Origin of the sequence: Campylobacter sp. FU_520 (assembly GCF_025772385.1) — a bacterium.
Classification (GTDB): domain Bacteria; phylum Campylobacterota; class Campylobacteria; order Campylobacterales; family Campylobacteraceae; genus Campylobacter_D; species Campylobacter_D lari_C.
Map to the genome: position 1 here is coordinate 1 of NZ_JAKMRZ010000002.1, position 22,428 is coordinate 22,428.

18 protein-coding genes and 2 tRNA genes are annotated in these 22,428 nt (G+C 29.4%); 16 read left to right on the top strand and 4 right to left on the bottom strand.

What is annotated here, in order from left to right; translation table 11 throughout:
• Nucleotides 1-366: 366 nt before the first annotated feature.
• From L8W55_RS00775 to L8W55_RS00800, 6 genes are all read left to right on the top strand, one after another.
• Nucleotides 367-1,779, top strand: a complete 1,413-nt coding sequence (locus tag L8W55_RS00775) for an aspartate ammonia-lyase (protein ID WP_263676881.1) — start codon at nt 367-369, stop codon at nt 1,777-1,779.
• An 18-nt stretch (nt 1,780-1,797) separates the two neighbouring features.
• Nucleotides 1,798-3,132 carry an anaerobic C4-dicarboxylate transporter gene (locus L8W55_RS00780; RefSeq protein ID WP_263676882.1) on the top strand — a complete coding sequence of 445 codons (1,335 nt, stop codon included), beginning with the start codon at nt 1,798-1,800 and terminating at the stop codon, nt 3,130-3,132.
• 96 nt (nt 3,133-3,228) lie between these two features.
• On the top strand, nt 3,229-4,572 hold the full coding sequence (locus L8W55_RS00785) for a TrkH family potassium uptake protein (protein ID WP_263676883.1): 1,344 nt from the start codon (nt 3,229-3,231) through the stop codon (nt 4,570-4,572).
• Nucleotides 4,569-5,210, top strand: a complete 642-nt coding sequence (locus L8W55_RS00790) for a potassium channel family protein (protein ID WP_263676884.1) — start codon at nt 4,569-4,571, stop codon at nt 5,208-5,210. The genes L8W55_RS00785 and L8W55_RS00790 overlap by 4 nt, the downstream gene beginning before the upstream one ends.
• Nucleotides 5,211-5,841: 631 nt before the next feature.
• Nucleotides 5,842-12,102 carry an inverse autotransporter beta domain-containing protein gene (locus tag L8W55_RS00795; RefSeq protein ID WP_263676885.1) on the top strand — a complete coding sequence of 2,087 codons (6,261 nt, stop codon included), beginning with the start codon at nt 5,842-5,844 and terminating at the stop codon, nt 12,100-12,102.
• 25 nt (nt 12,103-12,127) lie between these two features.
• Entirely contained in the window at nt 12,128-12,400 is a 273-nt protein-coding gene (locus L8W55_RS00800) for a hypothetical protein (RefSeq protein ID WP_263676886.1), read from the top strand.
• An 8-nt stretch (nt 12,401-12,408) separates the two neighbouring features.
• Here L8W55_RS00800 and L8W55_RS00805 read toward each other — a convergent pair.
• A tRNA-Met gene (locus L8W55_RS00805) sits at nt 12,409-12,485 on the bottom strand.
• Nucleotides 12,486-12,612: 127 nt separating this feature from the next.
• Here L8W55_RS00805 and L8W55_RS00810 point away from each other — a divergent pair.
• On the top strand, nt 12,613-13,263 hold the full coding sequence (locus tag L8W55_RS00810; protein ID WP_263676887.1) for a putative metalloprotease CJM1_0395 family protein: 651 nt from the start codon (nt 12,613-12,615) through the stop codon (nt 13,261-13,263).
• Here the strand turns inward: L8W55_RS00810 and L8W55_RS00815 are convergent.
• Nucleotides 13,264-13,351, bottom strand: a tRNA-Ser gene (locus tag L8W55_RS00815).
• 52 nt (nt 13,352-13,403) lie between these two features.
• On the opposite strand from L8W55_RS00815, the gene L8W55_RS00820 reads away from it, so the two are divergent.
• From L8W55_RS00820 to L8W55_RS00830, 3 genes are read left to right on the top strand one after another with little or no spacing between them, the layout of a single operon-like run.
• Nucleotides 13,404-14,750, top strand: a complete 1,347-nt coding sequence (locus L8W55_RS00820; protein ID WP_263676888.1) for a hypothetical protein — start codon at nt 13,404-13,406, stop codon at nt 14,748-14,750.
• A gap of 9 nt (nt 14,751-14,759) precedes the next feature.
• Entirely contained in the window at nt 14,760-15,380 is a 621-nt protein-coding gene (lpoB, locus tag L8W55_RS00825; RefSeq protein ID WP_263676889.1) for a penicillin-binding protein activator LpoB, read from the top strand.
• Nucleotides 15,374-16,249, top strand: coding sequence for a hypothetical protein (locus L8W55_RS00830; RefSeq protein WP_263676890.1), 876 nt, complete (start codon nt 15,374-15,376; stop codon nt 16,247-16,249). Before lpoB ends, L8W55_RS00830 begins: the two co-directional genes overlap by 7 nt.
• Here L8W55_RS00830 and L8W55_RS00835 read toward each other — a convergent pair.
• Both L8W55_RS00835 and mutY read right to left on the bottom strand, forming a co-directional pair.
• Entirely contained in the window at nt 16,233-17,090 is an 858-nt protein-coding gene (locus tag L8W55_RS00835) for a radical SAM/SPASM domain-containing protein (RefSeq protein ID WP_263676891.1), read from the bottom strand. The two genes, L8W55_RS00830 and L8W55_RS00835, sit on opposite strands and share 17 nt — an antisense overlap.
• Entirely contained in the window at nt 17,080-18,123 is a 1,044-nt protein-coding gene (gene mutY, locus L8W55_RS00840; RefSeq protein WP_263676993.1) for an A/G-specific adenine glycosylase, read from the bottom strand. Before mutY ends, L8W55_RS00835 begins: the two co-directional genes overlap by 11 nt.
• Nucleotides 18,124-18,198: 75 nt before the next feature.
• On the opposite strand from mutY, the gene L8W55_RS00845 reads away from it, so the two are divergent.
• The 6 genes from L8W55_RS00845 to L8W55_RS00870 all read left to right on the top strand — a co-directional run bounded on the left by L8W55_RS00845 (nt 18,199) and on the right by L8W55_RS00870 (nt 22,426).
• The gene (locus L8W55_RS00845; RefSeq protein WP_263676893.1) at nt 18,199-18,951 is read left to right on the top strand and encodes an SIMPL domain-containing protein; all 753 of its coding nucleotides are present in this window, start codon (nt 18,199-18,201) and stop codon (nt 18,949-18,951) included.
• 62 nt (nt 18,952-19,013) lie between these two features.
• A complete protein-coding gene (locus L8W55_RS00850; protein ID WP_263676894.1) occupies nt 19,014-19,436 on the top strand; it encodes a DUF1104 domain-containing protein in 423 nt (140 codons plus the stop codon).
• Between the two features lies 1 nt (nt 19,437).
• Entirely contained in the window at nt 19,438-20,112 is a 675-nt protein-coding gene (locus L8W55_RS00855) for a response regulator transcription factor (RefSeq protein ID WP_263676895.1), read from the top strand.
• Between the two features lies 1 nt (nt 20,113).
• Complete coding sequence (locus L8W55_RS00860) at nt 20,114-21,421, top strand: sensor histidine kinase (RefSeq protein ID WP_263676896.1); 1,308 nt, start codon at nt 20,114-20,116, stop codon at nt 21,419-21,421.
• Nucleotides 21,422-21,429: 8 nt separating this feature from the next.
• Nucleotides 21,430-22,119: a uracil-DNA glycosylase gene (ung, locus tag L8W55_RS00865; RefSeq protein WP_263676898.1), complete on the top strand. Its 690-nt coding sequence runs from the start codon at nt 21,430-21,432 to the stop codon at nt 22,117-22,119.
• A gap of 49 nt (nt 22,120-22,168) precedes the next feature.
• Nucleotides 22,169-22,426 (top strand): zf-TFIIB domain-containing protein, encoded by a 258-nt coding sequence (locus tag L8W55_RS00870; protein ID WP_263676900.1) that lies wholly within the window; start codon nt 22,169-22,171, stop codon nt 22,424-22,426.
• Nucleotides 22,427-22,428 lie beyond the last annotated feature (2 nt).

Below are 22,428 nucleotides of genomic sequence, written 5' to 3' on the forward strand. Positions count from 1 at the left end.
AGATGCTAGAAAGAAAAAATTTTAAATAATTGACTAAACCCTTAATGGGTTTGGTTTAATTGATGAAGGATTTAGGGGGATGGTAATTGGTAAGCTAGAGTTTGCTAATTGACTTACAACTCTTATAGCTTCATTTTCACTTTATTTGCCTTATCTTTATATTTTTAAAGTTATTACAAATCATAAATATCTATAAAAACATTTTACCAGTAGAAATAATTTTTAATTTTATAATTAATTCTTATATATTTTTTATTAAAATATTTAAAAATTTAGAAAAATTTATGAAACTTTTATAAAAAATTGTTATATAATACTCATTAAGTTTATAAACAAAACTTAAATAAAACCCACAAGGAGTACATCATGGGAACAAGAAAAGAACACGACTTTATTGGTGAGTTGGAAATTTCTGACGAAGTTTATTATGGAGTGCAAACTTTTAGAGCACTAGAAAACTTCCATATGAGTGGTAGAAGATTACAAGATTATCCATATTTTGTAAAAGCTTTCGCTCAAGTTAAAAAAGCAGCTGCGCTTGCTAACAAAGAAGTTGGAGTTCTTGATGCAGACAAAGCTGATGCTATTGCTAAAGCTTGCGACAGATTAATTGCTGGTGAATTTTTAGATCAATTTGTAGTAGATATGATCCAAGGTGGCGCTGGTACTAGTACAAATATGAATACTAACGAAGTTATCACTAATATTGCTCTTGAAAGTATGGGGCATAAAAAAGGTGAATACCAATACCTTCATCCAAACGATCATACAAACTTAGGTCAATCTACAAATGATACTTATCCAAGTTCAATCAAAGTAGCAACTTACGCAAAACTTACTGATCTTTTAAAAGCTATGGAACTTTTAAAAACCGAATTAGAAATTAAAGCTAAAGAATACAAAGATATCATCAAAATGGGTAGAACAGAGCTTGAAGATGCAGTTCCTACAACTTTAGGAAATACTTTCAATGCTTTTGCTAGCTATATTAAAAGTGATATTGAAAAAATCACAGCAGCTCGTGAGTCAATGAGTTATTTAAATCTTGGTGCAACAGCTATTGGCACAGGAATTAACTGTCATCCTGATTATAAATTTGTGGTTGAGAAAAAATTAAAAGAAATTACTGGTGTTGAATTTAAACCAGCAGAAGATTTCATTGCTGCTACTCAAGACACTGCTGATTTTGTACATGTAAGCGGTGCGTTAAAAACTGCAGCTGTAAGACTATCTAAAATTGCAAATGACTTAAGATTAATGAATTCTGGTCCAAGATGTGGTTTAGCTGAAATTAGCTTGCCTGCTATGCAACCAGGTAGCTCTATCATGCCAGGTAAAGTAAATCCAGTAATTTGTGAAGCAGTTGGTGAAGCTTGCTATGAAGTTATAGGTAATGATGTTACTATCATGCTTTGCTCTGAAAGAGGAGAATTTGAACTTAATGCATTTGAGCCGGGCATTGCTTATGGATTATTCAATTCTATAGTATTACTTGAAAATGCTATGAAAACTTTAGCTGAAAAAGCTATCAAAGGACTAAAAGCAAATCCTGAAAACTGTAAAAAACTTGTATTAAATTCAATCGGAATCGTGACAGCATTTAATCCTGTTTTAGGTTATGAAAAATCTGCAAGCATTGCTAAAGAAGCTCTAGAAACTGGTAAAGCAGTTGGCGATATTTGTCTTGAAAGAGGTTATTTGCCAAAAGAAAAAATTGATGAGATTTTGACACCAGAAAATATGTTAAATCCTCATATGACAGAAAAAAGAAAAGCTTAATAACTTAGGAGTTTAATCATGGATATTATGATTATTTTACAACTTGTTGTCTTCCTTGGGGCAATATTTATAGGTATCCGCCTTGGTGGCATAGCAATAGGCTATGCTGGAGGTTTAGGTGTTGTTATTTTAGGTCTTGTTTTGGGTATGAAACCAGGTAATATTCCTTGGGATGTTATCTTAATCATCGCTGCAGCCATTGCTGCAATTTCAGCAATGCAACAAGCAGGCGGTTTGGATTATATGGTAAAAGTTACTGAGAGAATTTTACGTAAACATCCAAGATTTATTAACTATCTTGCACCAGCTTGCGGTTGGTTGCTTACTATTTTAGCAGGCACTGGTAATGCAGTATTTTCACTAATGCCTGTTGTTATTGATGTTGCAAAATCACAAAACATTAAACCATCAGCTCCGCTTTCATTAATGGTTGTTGCTTCACAAATTGGTATTACAGCTTCTCCTGTTAGTGCTGCTGTTGTTTATATGACTGGTGTATTAGAACCACTTGGTTGGAATTATCCAACATTAATTGGAATTTGGATTGTAACTACTTTTGTTGCTTGTATGATTACAGCTTTTATTGTAAGTTTAATCACTCCTATGGATCTTAGCAAAGACCCTGTATATCAAGAACGTTTAAAAGCTGGCCTTGTAAAAAGCGCTTCTGATGTTTTACAAAGCGAAGATAAACCAGGCGCAAAACTTTCAGTTGCTATTTTCTTATTCACAGTATTAGCAGTTGTTCTTTATGCTACAGCAATTTCTAACAATATCAAATGGATTGATCCTGTAGTTATTCCAAGAGATGCTGCGATTATGAGTTTCTTATTAACCGCTGCAACTTTAATCACTTGGCTTTGCAAAGTTGAACCTGCTAAGATTTTAGATACAAGTGTATTTAAATCAGGTATGACAGCTTGTGTATGTGTATTTGGTGTTGCTTGGCTTGGAAACACTTTCGTTGCAGGTCATGAAGCAGGTATTAAAGAAGTAGCAGGTGAATGGGTTAAACAAACCCCAGCTATGCTTGCGGTTGCTTTCTTTTTTGCTAGTATGCTTTTATACTCTCAAGCAGCTACTGCAAAAGCTATTGTTCCAGTTATCGTTGCTGCATTAGGAATTTCAGCTACAAATCCTGCAGATTCTTATATGCTAGTTGCTTGCTTTGCTGCTGTTTCAGCACTTTTCGTTCTTCCAACTTACCCTACTTTATTAGGTGCGGTTCAAATGGACGATACAGGTACAACAAGAATTGGAAAATTCATATTCAACCATGCATTCTTTATCCCTGGTGTTCTAGCTATAGCTATAGCTGTTGCTCTAGGCTTCTTAGCAGTAGGAATGCTTTAATATCTTTTGGCTTTCCACTTAAAAGTGGAAAGCTTCCTTCTTTATCTATATTAACCAATTTTAAGTAGAATATTTTTTTAGTTTTAAAGAATTAATATGACAAAATTATCCTTAGATAGAAAAAATATAAGAATATTATTCATAGGCTATATACTTATAGCACTTTTTGGTACTTTTATCCTTATGCTTCCCATTATGCACACTAAGCCCATATCTTTTTTAGATGCATTTTTTACCAGCGCTTCAGCTGTAAGTATGACAGGACTTATTGTACTAAACACTTCATTAGATTTTAGCTTTTATGGCCAACTTGTTATTTTATTGCTTATCCAAATAGGCGGTTTAGGCTATATGAGTATAGCTATGGCTTTATATATTTTAGTACGCAAAAAAATGAGTTTTGGAGAAAAAAATCTTTTAAGAGAATCCTTGATTTATCCTGGTGCTGACGGACTTGTAGGATTTTTAAAAAAGGTTTTATTTTTTGTTTTTGCTATTGAGCTTATAGGTGCAGTATTATTATTTTTAAGATTTAAATTAGATATGAATTTAAGCGAAGCTCTATGGGCTAGTATTTTTCACTCCATTTCTGCTTTTAATAATGCTGGTTTTAGTGTATTTGAAAGTGGTTTAATGCCTTATAGAGATGATTTTTGGATTAATTTTATTATTACCTCTTTGATTATCATTGGAGGTTTGGGTTATTTTGTATTATTAGAATTATACTTTTTTTCTAAAAAACGTTTTGCAAGCTTAAGCTTACATACAAAACTTGTTTTAATTTCTACTGTTATATTGATTATTTTTGCAAGCTTAGTGGTTTTTTTATTTGAATACCATAACCCAAAAAGTATAGGCGAATTTTCACTTTTTGATAAAATCATGAGTGCTTATTTTACAGCAGTAAATTACCGAACAGCAGGATTTAATACTCTTGATCTTGGCACTTTTAAAGATGCAAGTTTATTTTTTGGATCTTTGTTTATGATTGTAGGTGGTGCACCTGGTGGAACAGCTGGAGGTATTAAGGTAACTACTATTGCTGTATTGTTAATCTATGCTTATTGGAGTATCAAAGATAGCAATGCAAGAATTTTTAACTTTGAAATTCCTACAGAAACTATCAACAAAGCTTTTATTATAGCGGTAAGTTCTATCGTATATATCATCGCTTGTGTATTAATTTTATCCTTAATTGAGGATGATAAAAGCTTTTTACCCTTGCTTTTTGAAACAAGCTCAGCTTTTGCTACAGTAGGAGTTTCAGTGGGTGATGGTGGGACTTTATCACTTAGCGCGCTTTTTAATTCTGAAAGTAAGTTAATTATCATTTTACTTATGCTTAGTGGTAGAGTGGGTGTGCTTGCATTTTTATTTAGTATATTTTTTAAAGAAAAAGAAAAATATTTAAATTATCCAAAAGGAAAAATTATATTATGAAAAAAGAAACTTATGGTATTATAGGACTTGGAAGATTTGGCTCGGTTTTAGCAAAAGAACTTATTGATCAAGGTAAAAGAGTTATTGTTTCAGATATTGATGAAGAAGCGGTTAAAGAATTGCAAGATCATGCGGATTTTGCTTATATCTTAGATTCTACCCATACCATAGCTTTAAAAGAAGCAGGTTATGCAAATGCTGATGTTGTCATACTTAGTATAGGTGAAAATTTAGAATCAAGCATACTTACTTTCATGGCTTTAAAAGAAATAGGGGTAAAAAATATCATAGCTAAAGCAAATTCTTCTACACACGGACAAATTCTTTCAAAACTTGGGGTTAATAAAGTCATCTATCCTGAAAAAGAATCTGCAAAGCGTTTGGCTAAAATTCTTATCACTAATCCAAATTTTGAAATCATAGATCTTTCAGCTAATACCATCAAAGTAGCAAAACTTTTAGTGGATGAAAACTTGGCGGGAAAAACCTTGCAGTCTATTAGCCAAAATTTAAAAGTCATTGCACATAAACAGCATGATACTTGGAGTATTATGCCAAATTTAGAAACTACCGCTTATTTGAATGATATACTAATGCTACTTGGCACCCAAGAAGAACTAAATCAATATGAATATTAAAAAATCTAAAGCTTATTTTTAAGCTTTAGCCTTATATTTAAACCACCTTTCATTTTTCATTAAACATTCCATATATTATTTTACCTATTACCTAATTTATAAAAACATATAAACTATAATTAAATATATTTTTTTAATAAGTTATTTTAAGATTATAATAACTATTATCAACTTTATAAAAAACTCTATATTCTAATTATCTAAAGAGTATAATAAGATATTTTTACTCTTTATTTATTACTATATATAAGCTTAGTATTTATTTTTTATATATTAAATATAATAAATACAATTTATATTCTTATATAAACACTATTTTTTCATATCTGCACATATATTAAACAATATAACAAAGTATAAATATAAAAGCTACAAAAGTCTATTTTTGCATTATTTTAAAAAAGTAAATAAAAGTGAATTTTGATGATATGTAAATAATAACAAATCTATATGTATTTTTTTAATAAAAAATAAAAGTAATTTTGATTATAGTTTATAAATAATTATTATATTTGATAGTTTTTTAGCTATTTTTCAATATATTTATAACTTTTTTATCATTTTTGTATTTTTTGTGTTATCATATTCTCATCACAAATCAAACTTTATGAAAGGATTCTAGGGGGAGTATATGAAAAAAACGCTTTTATTTGTTTTACTCATTCACACTTTTCTTTTTTCTCAAATAATGATTTTAAAAAATCAAGATAAAATCATTATAGATAACAATCAAACTCTTGCGGTTAATAGCTTAAGTCAGGCTAAAGATCATAACAATATTGATCTAAAAGTCAAAAGGCTATTAGAAGAAAAACCAAAGAAAGATTCTAATCTTAGTAAAGAAGATAAAGAATTATCTAATAAGGTTATTAACACCATCCAAACCATAGGTAATGTATATAATGCCAAAGATAGCAAAGAAAGAGATGAAATTGTTAGAGACTTAGCAGGTAATTATTTAAGCTTACAAGCTAATACTTTAATCCAAGAATATTTACAATCTCTTAATCACTCCATTAATAGTGAGTTTAATTTAAGCTATAACGACAGAGGTGGTTTAAGCGGTGGTGCTAAAGCACTTTTACCTATTATGAGTGAAGATAATCCAAAAATATCTTATTTTTTACAAAGCGGTATAGGTGGATATGATAATAATAGAATCATAGGTCATTTTGGTGGTGGTATAAGATATTATCCTAATGCATTAGCATTAAATAATTCAGGAAATATCATGCTAGGATTAAATTTAGTTTATGATCATGATTTTAGCAGGGAACATAAAAGAATGTCTTTAGGTTTTGAAAGTATGCTAGATACACTCGCTTTTCATGCTAATATTTATCAAAGACTAAGTGATTGGGTTGATAGTTATGATTTTAAAAATACTAATAATAATCTAACTTTCTTAGAGCGCCCTGCTAATGGTTGGGACATGGGTATTAAATACGCTTTTCCTTCTATGAGTAATGTAGCTATCTTTGCTAATATGAGTAAATGGTATGGAGAAAAGGTTGCTCCATTTGGCAATGCAAATTGTTATGAAGATTTAGAAAAAAATCCTTTAGTGTATGAAGGAGGTATTACTTATTCACCTTGTCCTGCATTAACTTTTTCGCTAAGTCATAAAAGAAGCAATGAAAGTGATAAACAAGGTACAAATATAGCTATGAATTTTAGTATACCTTTAGATAAAGATGCCCTCAAACATGCTTTTGATCCTAAATTTGCAGGTATAAATAATACTATTGAAGGCTCTAGAACTCATTTTATCGATAGAGATTATTCTATGGTGCTTGAATATAAAGCCATTAATAATGCTTATCATATTTCTTATTGTGGAAATTTAGGAGATAATACTCATTGCATTATGCTAAAAAATGGCTTTAACCAAGCAGTTAAAAATGTTGCTATAAATGTAACTCCTGAACAAAAAAGTGTAATATTAAAGAATGGAAATCATTATATTACTGATGACAATGGAAAGGTTTTTGTAAAAATAATCCATGCTTATGGAGTCCATCAAACCAATTTAATTGCTAAAGCAGGTAATGCTCAAGAGAGTTTTCCTATTACTATTGTAACTCCAAAAGGAGACTTTAGGGTATTTGCCAAACCTTCTAATATACAAAGACATGAAAAATCTCTAATCACATTTGCAGGAAGTGATTTAGCAAGTGATTTAGATATAAATTGGAAATTAATCGGCAAAGGAAGTTTAGAAAAAACTCCAAATTCAGATAAAACTGATAAAGATGGAATTTCAAATATCATCTATAAGCCTGATGCAAGTATGAAAAATAAAGAAAAGGCTGAAATTATTGCCAATGTATTAGGAGTTACTTTAAAAGCCTTTGTTCAAATAGCAATTTATGGAGATGATGATATTATCTTAGATAAAACCACTATAGGTAATAAAGAAAAAGCTCATGCAAGCTATAAAAACTTACAAGCTAAAACTACTAAGGTTAAATGGAGCATACAAGGAGATAATGCTTTATTTATAGATAAAGATAAAACCTCTAAAGAGCTTAATTTAATAGCTAATGAAAATGGCGAGAGCAATGTAGAAATCATAGGACTTAGTGGAAATGAAAAAGTAAAAATCATTGCTAAGAATATGAGCGATGAGTTAGTAAAAGCAAAAAGTAAAGATTTAGAAATCAAAAACTATTCAGCTACTATGGAACTTCCTACTGGAAAAGACCCTGTGACTCATCAAGACTTTGAAAAAGGAATGATTGATTATAAAAGCGATTTTGAAGTAAAACTTAAAGGCTTAATGCCAAAAACAAAAGTTTCATGGAAAGCTAAAGATATACAAAGCAATAAGACTTTAAGAATTAGCAATGATAAAGAAAGCACAGCTGATAATAAAGGTGAGAGTAAGGTAGTATTTGAAGGAGTAAAAGATTTTAATATTAAAAGATTGCAAATCATTGCTACTTATAATCAAAGCACAGCTAGCACTCAAGAAATAAACGGAGAGATCAAACTCCACCAATACACCCCAAGCATTAATTTTAGTAAAGATAAAATCCATGCTTATGAAAGTGATAGCAACAAAGCTTTAAAAGATCTAAAACTTGATCATGTAGAAGTAACTATAAAAGGTGGTAAACCTAATGAAAAAATAGAATGGAGTTTAAGTGGAGACGCTAGTTTAAGTAATCAAGAAGCAACATTTAATACTAGTGGTGAAGCTAAAGCAGTTATTACTTCTAAGGCTCCATTTAAAACTAATCCTATCATTAATGTTAGCACCCTAGGCCAAAACCTAAGTAAAACTATTACTTATGATGTAAAAACATATACACCTAGTGTAACTTACCCAAGCTTTAAAGATCAAGAAAAAACTATAGATTATATAGATGATTTTAATATTAAAGTAAGCGGTTTATTACCAAATTCAACCATTGATAAAATCAGTGGAAGCAAAGGAGTAAAAGCTAAAAAAGAAAGCTTTAATGTTAATGATAAAGGTGAAGCTACTTTAGAATTTAATGGTATTAGTGATTATAGTGTTAAAGAACTTACTATTAAGTTTAGTTATACCAAACAAGGTAGCGTTAAAGAGGAGCTTAATTTAGATAAAATCAAACTTTATCAATACACTATTTCCTTTAATGCTGATCCAAGTACTATTATTGCAGAACCTAATAAAAATGCTGAAGTAACTTTAAAAGGTGGTAAAGCTAATGAAAAAATAGAATGGAGTTTAAGCGGGGATGCTACTTTAACTAAAGCTGATAAAGTATTTAATGCTAGCGGTGAAGCTAAAGCAGTTATTACTTCTAAGGCTCCATTTAAAACTAATCCTATCATTAATGTTAGCACCCTAGGACAAAACCTCGCTAAAACATTAACTTATGCAGATGGAACTATATATACTCCTAAAATAGAATATCCTTCTTATAAAGTAAGTTTTTGGAAAACATTAGATAAAACCATAGACTATGACTCAGATTATGTGTTAAAAGTAAGCGGTTTATTACCAAATTCAACCATTGATAAAATCAGTGGAAATAAAGGAGTAAAAGCTAAAAAAGAAAGCTTTAATGTTAATGATAAAGGTGAAGCTGCTTTAGAATTTAATGGTATTAGTGATCCTAGTGTTAAAGAACTTACTATTAAGTTTAGTTATATGAACACAGGAGTAAGCAAAGCAGAGTTTACCACAGATAAAATCAATCTTTATCAAAGAGAATTGAATTTAGAACTTGACAAAGAAACACTTTATACTCAAGAAGGAGAAGTAGTACACGCTGTATTAAAAGGTGGAAAAACAGGTTCTAAAGTAGAATGGAGTTTAAGTGGGGATGCTACTTTAGGTAGTCATGATACAACTTTTAATGCTAATGGCGAAGCTAAAGCAACTATTACTTCTAAGGCTCCATTTGAGAATGATATTATGTTAAAAGTCAATGCTTTAGGTAGTTCTTTTACAAAAAGTATTAAGTATAATAAAAAAATTTATACCCCTGAAGTAAAATATCCTGCATATGATCCAAGCTGGCTCCCTTTTGATACTTTAAAAAATACTATAGACTATGACTCAGATTATGTGTTAAAAGTAAGCGGTTTATTACCAAATTCAACCATTGATAAAATCAGTGGAAATAAAGGAGTAAAAGCTAAAAAAGAAAGCTTTAATGTTAATGATAAAGGTGAAGCTACTTTAGAATTTAATGGTATTAGTGATTATAGTGTTAAAGAACTTACTATTAAGTTTAGTTATATGAACACAGGAGTAAGCAAAGCAGAGTTTACCACAGATAAAATCAATCTTTATCAAAGAGAACTAAAATTTGAAGGAGATAAGACAATATACACAGAAGAAAATGCACAAGCTAATATTACACTAAAAGGTGGTAAAAAAGGTGCTAAAGTAGAATGGAGTTTAAAAGATGGTGATGCTACCTTAGGTAGTCATGATACAACTTTTAATCGTAGTGGATATGCATATGCAACTATTACTTCCAAAGCTCCATTTAAAGCTAATCCTGTAATTAGTGTAGAAACCATCGGACAAAACGTTAGTACTGCTATTGCTTATGTAGATAAAGAATATATCCCTAGTATTGTTTATCCTAATTATAAAGGTCATGAAAAAACAGTAAACTTAAACCAAGATTTTAATCTTGAGGTAAGCAATTTAATTCCAAATACAGAAATTGAAATTTATCATAATATACTGTCTGAAGCTCAACCTAAACAAGATCATGTTAAAGTAAATTCTCTTGGTAGAGCTACTTTAGAATTTAATGGAGTATGGATACCAACAGTCGATAAATTCTATATCAAATTTAAGTATATGAAAACAAAAAGCAAATCAGCGGATTTTTCAACAGATTGGATTTATATATATAAACAAGATACTAAAATTGTTTTGGATATTGACAAAGATTCTTTCTTAAAAAGAGAAGGAGAAGAAGCTCATGCTGTATTAAAAGGTGGTAAAGCTAATGAAAAAGTAGAGTGGAGTTTAAGCGGGGATGCTACTTTAACTAAAGCTGATAAAGTATTTAATGCTAGTGGTGAAGCTAAAGCAACTATTACTTCTAAAGCTCCATTTAAAGCTAATCCTGTAATTAGCGTAGAAACTATAGGTCAAAGATTAAGTCAAACTATAGCTTATTCAGATAAAGAAATTTATACCCCAAAAATAACCTACCCAAGCTTTAAAGGAAAAGAAAAAACAATAGATTATGAAACTGATTTTGAAATTCCTATTAGCGGATTAATGCCAAATTCTTACATTGAGATTCTTAAAAATCAAACTGCAAAACCGATACATTCATACACTTTAGCAGTTGATGAGCATGGAAAAGCGCAATTGCATTTTAGACCAATTTCAGATTATAGTGTTAAAGATTTTCAAGTTAAATTTAAATATAATAAAACAAAAGATACAGAAGAAATCTTTACAACAGATATTATAAATCTATATCAATATGGTCTAAATATTGAAAGTCTTGGTATAATCGAAGCTAAGCAAGGAAAAGTTTTAACCTTGAAGGCGATTAATGGGAAACCTAAAACAAAAGTAAAATGGAAAATTATAAGTGGTAGTGGTGTCTTATCGCACAATGAAACAACTTTTAACGACAAAGGAGAAAGCACTATAATTTTGGCTGCAAAAGCTCCATACGATGATGTTAAAATAGAAGCTGAAGCAGAATTTGATAGTAAAAAAGCAAACACAACCATATATTATAGCTTTGACCCTATTATACATGATGATGATAAAATTACTTTTGATAAAGGAGGGGTAATAACAATAACCGGTTTAAAACCTAACAGTGAAGTTGTTATTGGTTTAGAAAAGTTGTATTATACTGCTTTAGAGGAAAGCGGTAGAATTTTGAACGCCAATAAAAACGGGGAGATTAAATTACATTTTAATCCTGTTTCTTCTGTTAATACGGATGATTATGATAATAGATTTTTTAGAGTCAAGTTTACTTATAGAAAAAGCAATAATGAACCTACTGCTGAAAAAACAATCTCATCTTTCGTGAGACCACCTGATGTAATTAATATTCATTTTGAAAGTATTAATGATTTACAACACGGTTGCTGGGTTCCAGCAAATTCTTATTTTTCCAATGGAATGCCAAATGCACCAATAGAAGTAAAACCACAATGGACATGGATGATTGGGATGAGCAGTTATAAAGTTTTACAAAAAGATGCAAAATTTGATAGAAACGGAAAAGCAACCTATAGAGAGGGTGTTATATGGTGTACTGTTGGGAATGTTGGGGATCTTTATTATATGGATTTATATGTAGATGGAAAAAAATATTCTTTAACAGCTGTAACGCGATATGGATATAAAGGCTTTGAGTGGGATTCTTGGTCAAGTGATTCTTACAATAGTACTCTTGAGTAGTTTTATATAAGTAAAGACCGGGAATATGCCATTTTACAATTTTATGCAATTTCTATCTCTGTTAGCTCAACTTTCAGAGGTAGAAATTAAAACTCTTATAGAATATAAAGATTTATTATTAAAAGCATTGTCATCTTTAAATGAATCAAAAACATTTGATGTAAAAGAATGTGTACGACTTATTGATACCCTTGAAGAAACTTTTTTCGATAAACTTCAAATAGAAGAAAGTAAAAAGAAAGAAATTTGCAAAAATATCATCAAAATACTAAAAAATCATTGGAAAATGTTTTTTTGAAAGCCAAATGGTGTCAAGGGGGAGACTTGAACTCCCGACCTCCGGCTTATGAGACCAGCGCTCTAGCCAGCTGAGCTACCCTGACATAAAAAGAAGTTAAAATTATACTTTATTTTGCTTAACATTTTATAAAATGCTTATTTTGTAATTTTTTATATATTTTTTAACTTTTTTGTGCTACAAATATAAAACTATATTAAAAAAGGATTTTAATGCAAATTAGCTCAAGTTATGGCAATGCCTTTTACACGCAAAATCCTTATCAAAACGAAGATAAAAAACAAACCAAAGAAAACATTTCAGAAAAAGAAAATCCACAGCAAACAAAAGAAAATGATAACAATCAAGAAAAAGATGAAAAAACTCAAAAAGTCAATGGTAAAGACTTAAGCAACGAGGAAGTAAAACAAGTACGAGAACTTGAAAAAATCGACAGAGAAGTAAGAGCTCATGAAGCAGCCCATCAAGCAGCAGGTGGAGCCTTAGCAGGTGCTGCAAGTTTTGGCTATACAAGAGGCCCTGATAATAAAATGTATGCAGTTGAAGGAGAAGTGCCTATAAGAATGCAAAAAGGCAATACTCCTGAAGAAACTATAGCAAATGCTATGCAAGTAATTGCTGCAGCTATGGCACCAGCTGATCCTAGCCCCCAAGATTATAAAGTAGCAGCTAATGCTATGCAAATGCAAAATGATGCACGCACCGAACAAGCTAAAATAAAAGCAGAAGAGCTAAAAGCACAAAATGAAAAAAGCGAAAATGAGAATGAGGAAAAAACAAATTCAAATTCCAAAGCTATAAAATCATACACACAAAATGTATCACAAGATTACATAGGAAGTCAGTATAACAAAAGCGCATAGTGGCAGAGAGGAAGGGATTCGAACCCTCGGTGAGTTGCCCCACACACGCGTTCCAGGCGTGCTCCTTCGACCGCTCGGACACCTCTCTAAAAATGAAAATTATAACTTATTTTTTTAAATTTACACTAAAAAGGGGTTTTATGAAGCTTTTTTGCTCTTGTTTTTATCTTTTTATTTTACTTTTTTTAAGTGCTTGTTCAAATCATGCTAATGTTAATTTATCTTATGAAAAAGCCTTTATAAACAAACAATGTGATGAAAATATCCTAGCTTTAAAAAATGCAAATAAAGACACCATATATACAGGGTTAAATTTAGCTTCTTTAGCAAGAGTTTGTAAAGATTATGAAAAAAGTAATGCTTTTTTTGATAAAGCAGAAGAAGCTTATAAATATGATGTAGATTTACAAAATGGGCTTCAAAAAGCCACTAGAAATTTTAGTGAAATTTTACTTAATGATACCATCAATGACTATCAAGGTTATTTTTATGAAAGGATTATGCTAAATACTTACAAAGGTTTAAATTATATGAGCTTAGGTGATTTTAAAAACGCAAGAGTAGAGTTTAACCGAGCTTTATACAGACAAGATAGAATGAAAGAATATTTTTATGATTATATACAAAAAGCTCAAGAAGAATACCAAAAAGAACTTCAAAAAGATAAAAAAATATATACAAGTTTTCAGCAAAATTTAAGCCCTATCTATAAACAATATGACAATCTTCTTAGCACATTTAACGCAAATAAAAATTATACTAATATCTATGCTAGCTATCTTAGTGCTTTATTTTTCTTTTTTGATAAAGATTATATTAAAGCTTATGAGCTTTTAAAAGAAGTAGCATTAAGCAATGTGAAAAACAAGCAACTTCAAAAGCAATTTCAAGTATTTGAAAAATTCACTCATTTAAAAACATCCTTCCCTCAACAAAAATATATTTTTATCATTTATGAAAATGGTTTTAGCGCTACAAAAGAAGAATTTAATCTTACTTTGCCATTTGTTTTTAATGATAATCTTGCAAATATTAGCGTAGCTTTTGCTTATTTAAAATCAAGAAATACTTCTTATAAATTCTTGCAAAGCCAAGATGAAAAAACTCAAAATTTAATTTATTTTGATGATATTATAGCAAGTGAGTTTAAAACCCTTTTACCTTCTATGGTAATGAAAACCCTAGCCTCAAGCGCGCTTAAAACCTCAATTAATTTAGCCATAGCCAATAATGATTCTAGTGGTTTTTTATCATTTATTAGCACTGTTAGCACTGCTTTAATTAATAAAGCCGATCTTAGAATGTGGCAAGCTTTACCAAAAAGTGCTAGTATTTTAATGCTAAAAAATGAAGGTTTGGTTAAAATTTATGATGATAAAGAAAAAATAATCTTTGAAGATGCGTTAGAAAAAGATAAAAATTATATTGTACTTATCAGATCTTTTATACCAAGTTCAAATATTATTTATAAAATTAAAGAACAATAAGGAGATAAAATGAAAAAAAGTTTATTTTTTATGATTTTTGCACTTTTAGTTTTCAGTGCTTGCTCTTCACAGCCAAAATATACCGATGGTAAAGTTTCTCAAAAAGTACAAGGCGATGCACTTACTTTGGGACTTGATAGAGAAGATTTTGAAAAAACTGCCGAAGATATGATACAAAGTTTGCTTAGTGATCCTGCTTTTGCAAATTTAAATAGCTCTAATAGAAAAGTTGTTGCCATAGGAAAAATCATCAATGACACCCCACAAAGAATAGACACAGACAAACTCACTTCAAAAATTACCATAGCATTAAGAAAATCTGGAAAATTTATACTAACAACCGCTATAGCAGCAGGCGGAGCAAAAGATAGCTTATCTCATGATGTAAGAGACTTAAGAGACAATGAAGAATTTAATCAAAACTCCATTGCTAAAAAAGGCACACTTTTAGCTCCAAATTTCTCACTTTCAGGTAAAATCAGACAAGATACTGTCAAACTTTACAATGGCAAAATTCAAACCGAGTATTTTTTCCATTTAATTCTTACGGATTTAACTAGTGGATTAGCCTTTTGGGAAGATGAAAAAACCATCAATAAAACAGGCAAAGGCAAAAGTGTAACATGGTAAAAAAACTACTAATTCTTTTTTTAACCCTCGTTTGTCTTTGTCAAGCACAAAGTGCTTTAAACAAAGAAAGCTATGGCGAGGGTTTTGGAAATACAAGAAGTGAAGCAATAAAAAATGCTATCAATGAAGCTCTAGGAAAAATGGAAGGTTTAAAACAAGTCAAACTTAAAAAATTTGAATTTAATTTTAATGGAAATTTTAATATAGGCTATGATGAGGAAATTGATTTTGTTAGTAATGGAGTTTTTAATAGTTATGATATTAAATCTTTAACTCAAACAAATCAAAATGAATTTCATGCAAAAGTTGTAATTTATAAAAAACTTTACAATGAAAAAAACCTTGAGGATAAAAGTTCGCTAATTATCATCAACAAAGTTAAAGATGAGCTTTCGGCTAAATTTGAACAAGAACTTTTAAGCGTTTTACTCCAAAGTAAAAAATTTAGAATTTTAGATAGAGCAAATCTTGATCTTTATAATCAAGAAAAATCTTTGCTTATAAAAAATGCAAGTGATGATGAACTTGTTAAACTTTACAATGTTTTGGGTGCTGATTTTTTACTCATTTTAAATCCTAAAATAAAACAAACTCAAAATGAAATTAGCACTCAAACTTATAATATTAACATTGATTATCGTTTGATAGAATTTGCTACAACTCAAATCAAAGCTTCTAATACTTTAGAGTTTAAAATGAGTTCTACAAGTAATTCAAGCAAACAAAAAGCCCTTAGAGGTATTGCTACAAAAATTACAGAAGATATTTTTAAACATTCTAAAGACAATGACAAAGAAGAAGAAATAGAGCAAGGTTTAGATGCAAACTATCAAATCAACAATGAAGGTGGGGTTAATTTAGGTTTTTAGCCTCTAAAAACTCACACCTTTTACAAAGCTCAGCTTTTAAATTTCCTTGCTTAAAACCTTCTTTTAATTCTATATATAAAGAGGAATTTAAAAGCTCACTAAAATCTTTTTCAAAACAATTTCCAAGTTTTATATCCCCTTTAACATCCAAACAACAAGGCACTAAAGTTCCATCACTTAAAATAGCAATTTGTCCATTTAAAGCATGACAACACCCCTTCTCTCTAACAACCTCATCTTTTAAAGAAGGCCATTTAAAAAGTCTAGCTTGGTGTAAGATAATATGCCTTTCTAGGCGATTTTTAGTTTTTTGCTTTTGAATTTTTATTTTAAAAATTTGTTCTAAAAAATCATAAATTTTTTCATTTTCTAAAGGTGGGTTGAAATTTTTATCTAAATTCCAAAGTCTTAAGTTGATAAAAGAATTATTTTTATTTTCTAAGTGTAAAAAAATAAGCTTCAAAATAGGCCCAAAGTATTCTTTTAAGCTCATTCTACTTTGAGATAAAAAAGCACCCAAGGAGATATTAATTTGGTGTATATTTTTAAAACTTAAAGCAAGATTGATTTTTTCTTCATCAAAATAAAATCCACTCGTAGTAAGTTCTATTTGCATATTAAATTTTAAAGCTATTTTTAAATACTCTTTTAAATTTAAAATCCTTAAAGGATCTCCAAGCACATGAAATGTAAAAAGCTTGGCATGATTATGCACGCTTTTACAAATTTTTTCAAAGTCTTCAAGGCTCATTTGTTTTCTTTGGGCTTTTTGACTAGGACAAAAATCACATTTTAAACCACAAATATCACTTAATTCTATATAAATTTTCTCAAAATACATAATCACTCTTTTTAAAAAGCTCAAATGCTTTTAAAGCAAGTTTTGAAAGCGTGATATATTCTAATTCTTTATAAGCAAAGGCTTTAGCTTGAAAGTCTTCAAAATCATCATCTTTTAAAAAATACACCTTAGCATTGATTTTATATTTGGTATAAGAATGCTTAAATTCTCCTATAAATTTTGCTTTTTTTTGGTTTTTGTATTCTAAAAAATTATATAAATTAAAATACAACTTTTCTTGACTCTTAATGAGTAAAAACTGCTCGTTTTTTTGCACTATAAGTATTTTTAAAATAGTATTTTCATATTGAATTTTTTTAGTTGGGTTAAATTTTTTATATTCATTTTTTCCACTACAAAAGTCTTTTAAAGGACAAATTTCACATTTTGCATTTTTAGGCAAGCAAACCAAAGCCCCTATATCCAACAAAGCTTGGTTATGATCAAATGCATTGTCATAGTTTAAAAATTCTTTTGCCTTTTGTGTTAAAAGTTTAGAATTTGGATTTTGCAAACTATAAAATCTACTCAAAACTCTTTTTATATTTGCATCCACAAAAGACTTAGCTTGCAAAAAACCAAAACAAGCTATAGCGCCAGCTGTATATTCTCCAATACCAGGAAGTTTTTGAAGCTCTTTAATATCAAATGGTAATTTTGCATTAAATTTTTGCTCACAAATTTTTGCACATTTGTGCATATTTCTAGCTCTAGTATAATACCCAAGTCCTTGCCAAGCTTTTAAAACCTCATCTTCACTTGCCATAGAAAGTTCTTTTAAAGAAGGAAATTTAGCTAAAAACTGAAAATAATAATTTTGCAAAACACTTTTTACCTGAGTTTGTTGCAACATAATCTCACTGACATAAACCGCATAAGCAATATCAATGTTTTTTAATTTTTCTAAATCATCTGCTTTAGCGTATTTTTTATACTCATCATGCAAAATACGCCAGGGAAGACTTTTCCTACCGTTTTCGCTATACCATTTCAAAATATTTTCATGAATTTTTTGCATTAAGACTTTCTTTATTTTTAAAAAAATTATACAATCTATTCTTAAAGGCTTTATGTTAAAATAAAAAAATATTTTTAAAAAGGAGCAAAAATGAAAAGTTTTTTAAAAGGTTTGGGTTTAGGATTACTTTGTTTGGTATTATTTGTACTAGGAGTGATTTTTAACACTGAATTTTTAGGTTTAAAAAATCATAATAAACAAAATATAGAATTTTCAAGAAATATAGAAGTATCTAATGAAATTATGCCAAATATCTTCAATGCTACTTTAAATTTTAGTGCCAGCGAAGAACTTAGTAAAAAAACCATTGTTTCTAGTGAAGAAAAAAATCATATTGCTAAAACATTTAAAGAAATCTCAGATCGTATTGCTAAAGAAAATTATTGCAAAGGTGGAAGTTATACTTTAGAGCCAAATTATAATTATTATCAAGGAGTAAAAACACTTAATGGATACAGATTGCACTCTAATTTTACTTGCCAAATTCCACAAAATAAAAGTAAAGACTATGAAAATCTTATAAAAGATATAGAAAGTATTAGCACTACTAATGCTTTAATTTCTTTTAACACCAAAGCTTTGCAAGCTAGCTTTGATGAGACTATTTTAGAAGCAAACAAAGAAGATTTATATGATCTTGCATTTAAAAAAGCTTTTGAAAAGGCTCAATATTATTCTAAAACTCTAGCAAAAACTTGCGTGATAAAAAACATTCATTTTGATAGTTACAACATCAAACACAATGCTCCAAGTTTAGCAGCTAGTGCAGATAGTATTGTATTGCCTATTATTAAAAGTGAAAAACAAAACTTAAGAGCTAATGTGCTTTTTATTTGTCAATAAATTTCATTTTGGCTTTATTTTGAGCTTTTATAATTTCTCATCATTAATTTAAAGGAGAAACAATGAAAAAAATTATAAGTTTATTTATCGTAAGTTCTTTGGCTGCTTCATTTGCACTAGGAGCTGATTTTTCCAAAAAAAGCAATGATGAGATTTTAAATCTTGCAAAAACCGTTAGCGCGCAAGATCAAGCTGATTTGGTTATAGAAATGAAAAAAAGAATGAATGAGATGAAATACAAAGATGCAAGAGATTTTCATCAACAATTTAAGAGTAATTTGCGCGAAAATATCTCTAAACTTTCTGCGCAAGAAAGAAACCAAAGAAAGGCTATTGTTCAAGAAGACATGCAAAAACTAACTGATGAAATGAGCGGCAAAGAAATAAGAGAGTTAAATTTGCATCAGCATGGTAAAAATTCACACAAAACACACAAAATGGATCATCAAAACCATGGAAGCCATGCAAATTGTCCAATGAGATAAAATGGCAGCAAAAATCCTACTCTTAGAAGATGATTTAAGTTTAAATGAAATTATAAATGAAGCCTTAAATGATGAGGGTTTTAAAGTCTCTTGTGTATTTGATGCACAAGAGGCACTAGAAAAAGCTTATGAAGAAAATTTTGATCTTTGGATTTTTGATGTTAAAGTCCCAAAAGGTAATGGTTTTGAAGTTTTAAAAGAATTAAGAGAAAGTGGTAAAAACACCCCTGCTATATTTTTAACTTCTTTATCTATGCTTGATGATGTAAAACAAGGATTTTTATCAGGCTGTGATGATTATATTAAAAAGCCTTTTGATATAGATGAATTAATTATCCGTGTAAAAAATATCATTAAAAGAAATTTTAGCCACCAAAAAGAAGATTTGATTTTACTTAGCTCTTCAAAAAATATTTCTTTTGATCCACTCAATAAAACTCTTTATCAAGATAAAACAATCATCAATCTTACCAACAAAGAAAAAGAACTTTTAGCTTTACTTTTAAAAAAGCGTCCACATTTTGTAAGCATAGAAACCATTTTTGATGAAATTTGGAGTTTAGATGAAGAACCTGTAATTATGAGCCTTAGAGTTTATGTGAAAAATTTAAGAAAAATTCTTGGTAAAGACCTTATCATCAATCAAAGAAACATAGGTTATGCCATAAGGCTATAAAATGAAAAGTGAAAATTTTAATAATACTATTTTTAAAATTCTAGCTCTTTATATCATCACAAGTGGTACTTTTCTTACAATTTTTTTTATTACTTTTTATCAAAAAGAAGCTAGCTATATACGCTTAAACCAATTAACACATATGTATACTCATCACAATTACATCTTGCAAAATATTATAGAGTCAAAACATAATCAAATTTCATTAGACAAAATCAACTTCACAGAAATTTCTGATAAACTCAACACTTCCTTCGCTATTATCTTAGATCAAAAAGTCATTTTTAGTAATCTTTCATTTGATGCTATAAATATTTTCAATCATTTAAAAAACAACGACTTTATCTACAGCAGAGATAAAAAATTATTTATAGATTTTTTAAGAATTCGTAATCTTGATGCTTATATAGATAGAACTGATATGAAAAAACCTAGACATTATTTTAAATTTTTAAAACACAGAAATATTCATATCATTATAGAAACTGATGATCTTGGTTTTAAAAAAGAACAATACCGCAAAGATAATTATAACAATCTAGACATCAATGATTTTGCCAATGAACTTTGGAAATTAAAATTAAAAACCATTTTTTATACTCTTATATGTATTATACTACTTGCTATAATTGCTTATGTGCTTATCATGCTTGTTTTTAAAAACATCAAAGAACAATTTAAAACACTTAATGATTTCATCAAAGACACCACGCACGAAATTAATACGCCTTTAAGTGTGATTTTAGCTAGTATTAAAAAATTTGATGATACAAATTTGAACCTAAATAACACTAAAAAACTAAACCATATCAAACTAGCAAGTAAAAATTTAAACCATATCTATCAAAATCTCATAGCCTTAAATTTTTTCTTACAAAAAGAAAATTTCAAAGAAGATATCAATTTAAAAGAGCTTTTAGAACAAAGGCTAGAGTACTTTGAAACTTTAATCACACAAAAAAATCTCATCATTGAAAGAAATCTTTTAGAGCAAAGCTTTTATGCTAATAAAGAAGAAATACAAATTTTAATCGACAATATTTTAAGCAATGCTATAAAATACACCAATGCTCATAAAAAAATCTATATTTGTTTAAAAGAAAAAACACTTAGCATTAAAGATGAGGGTCATGGTATGAGTGCTAAGGAAATAGCTCAAATTTTTACACGCTATAAGCGCTTTAATCAAGACCAAGGTGGCTTTGGCATAGGTTTAAACTTAGTCAAGCAAATAGCTGATAAAAATAATATCAACATTAAAGTTTTAAGCAAAGAAAATGAAGGAAGTGAGTTTATACTTTCTTGGTAAGGATAAAAATGGATATTTGTTTAGAAAAAATAAAAATGGAACAAACTTGGAAAGAATTTTTAAAAGATGAGTTTTTAAAACCTTATTTTTTAGAGATAAAAACTCATTATATCAATGCCCTAAACAAAGGAAAAATCATATATCCACCAGCAAATTTAATCTTTAATGCATTTAATCTAGCTCCTTTACAAGATTTAAAAATCATACTTTTAGGACAAGACCCTTATCATAACCCAAATCAAGCTATGGGCTTAAGCTTTAGCGTGCCAATGGGTGTTAAAATTCCCCCATCTTTGCTTAATATCTATAAAGAATTGCAAGATGATTTAAATATCCCCATAGCAAAGCATGGTGATTTAAGCAAATGGGCCAAACAAGGAATTTTACTTTTAAATTCTATTTTAAGTGTAGAAGCAAGTAAACCTGCTTCGCACGCACATTTTGGCTGGCAAAAATTTACCGATGCTGTTATATCAAAACTTAGCAACGAAAAAGAGGGTTTGGTATTTTTACTTTGGGGAAATTATGCTAAAAACAAAAAAGTTTTAATCAATACCCAAAAACACTTCATCTTAGAGGCGGCACATCCTTCACCTCTAGCAAGGAATGCTTTTTTAGGGTGCAAGCATTTTTCAAAAAGTAATGAAATTTTATTAAAGCTTAGTAAAAGTCCTATTGATTGGGATTTAAACTCATAATTTACTTTAAATCTATATACTTTAATGAATTTTTTTATAAAGGATAAATATGAATTGCCCAGTTTGTGCAAATACAGCTTTATTAATGAGTGAAAGAAATGGAGTTGAGGTTGATTATTGTCCAAAATGTCGTGGCGTTTGGCTTGATCGTGGTGAACTTGATAAAATCATAGAAAGAAGTTCTTCTCAAAGCACGCCACAACCATCTCATCAACAAAATTACAGCCAACAAGCAAACTATCATCACAATAATGGCTATAAATACAAGAAAAAAGAAAGTTGGCTTGGAGAATTATTTGACTTTTAAGC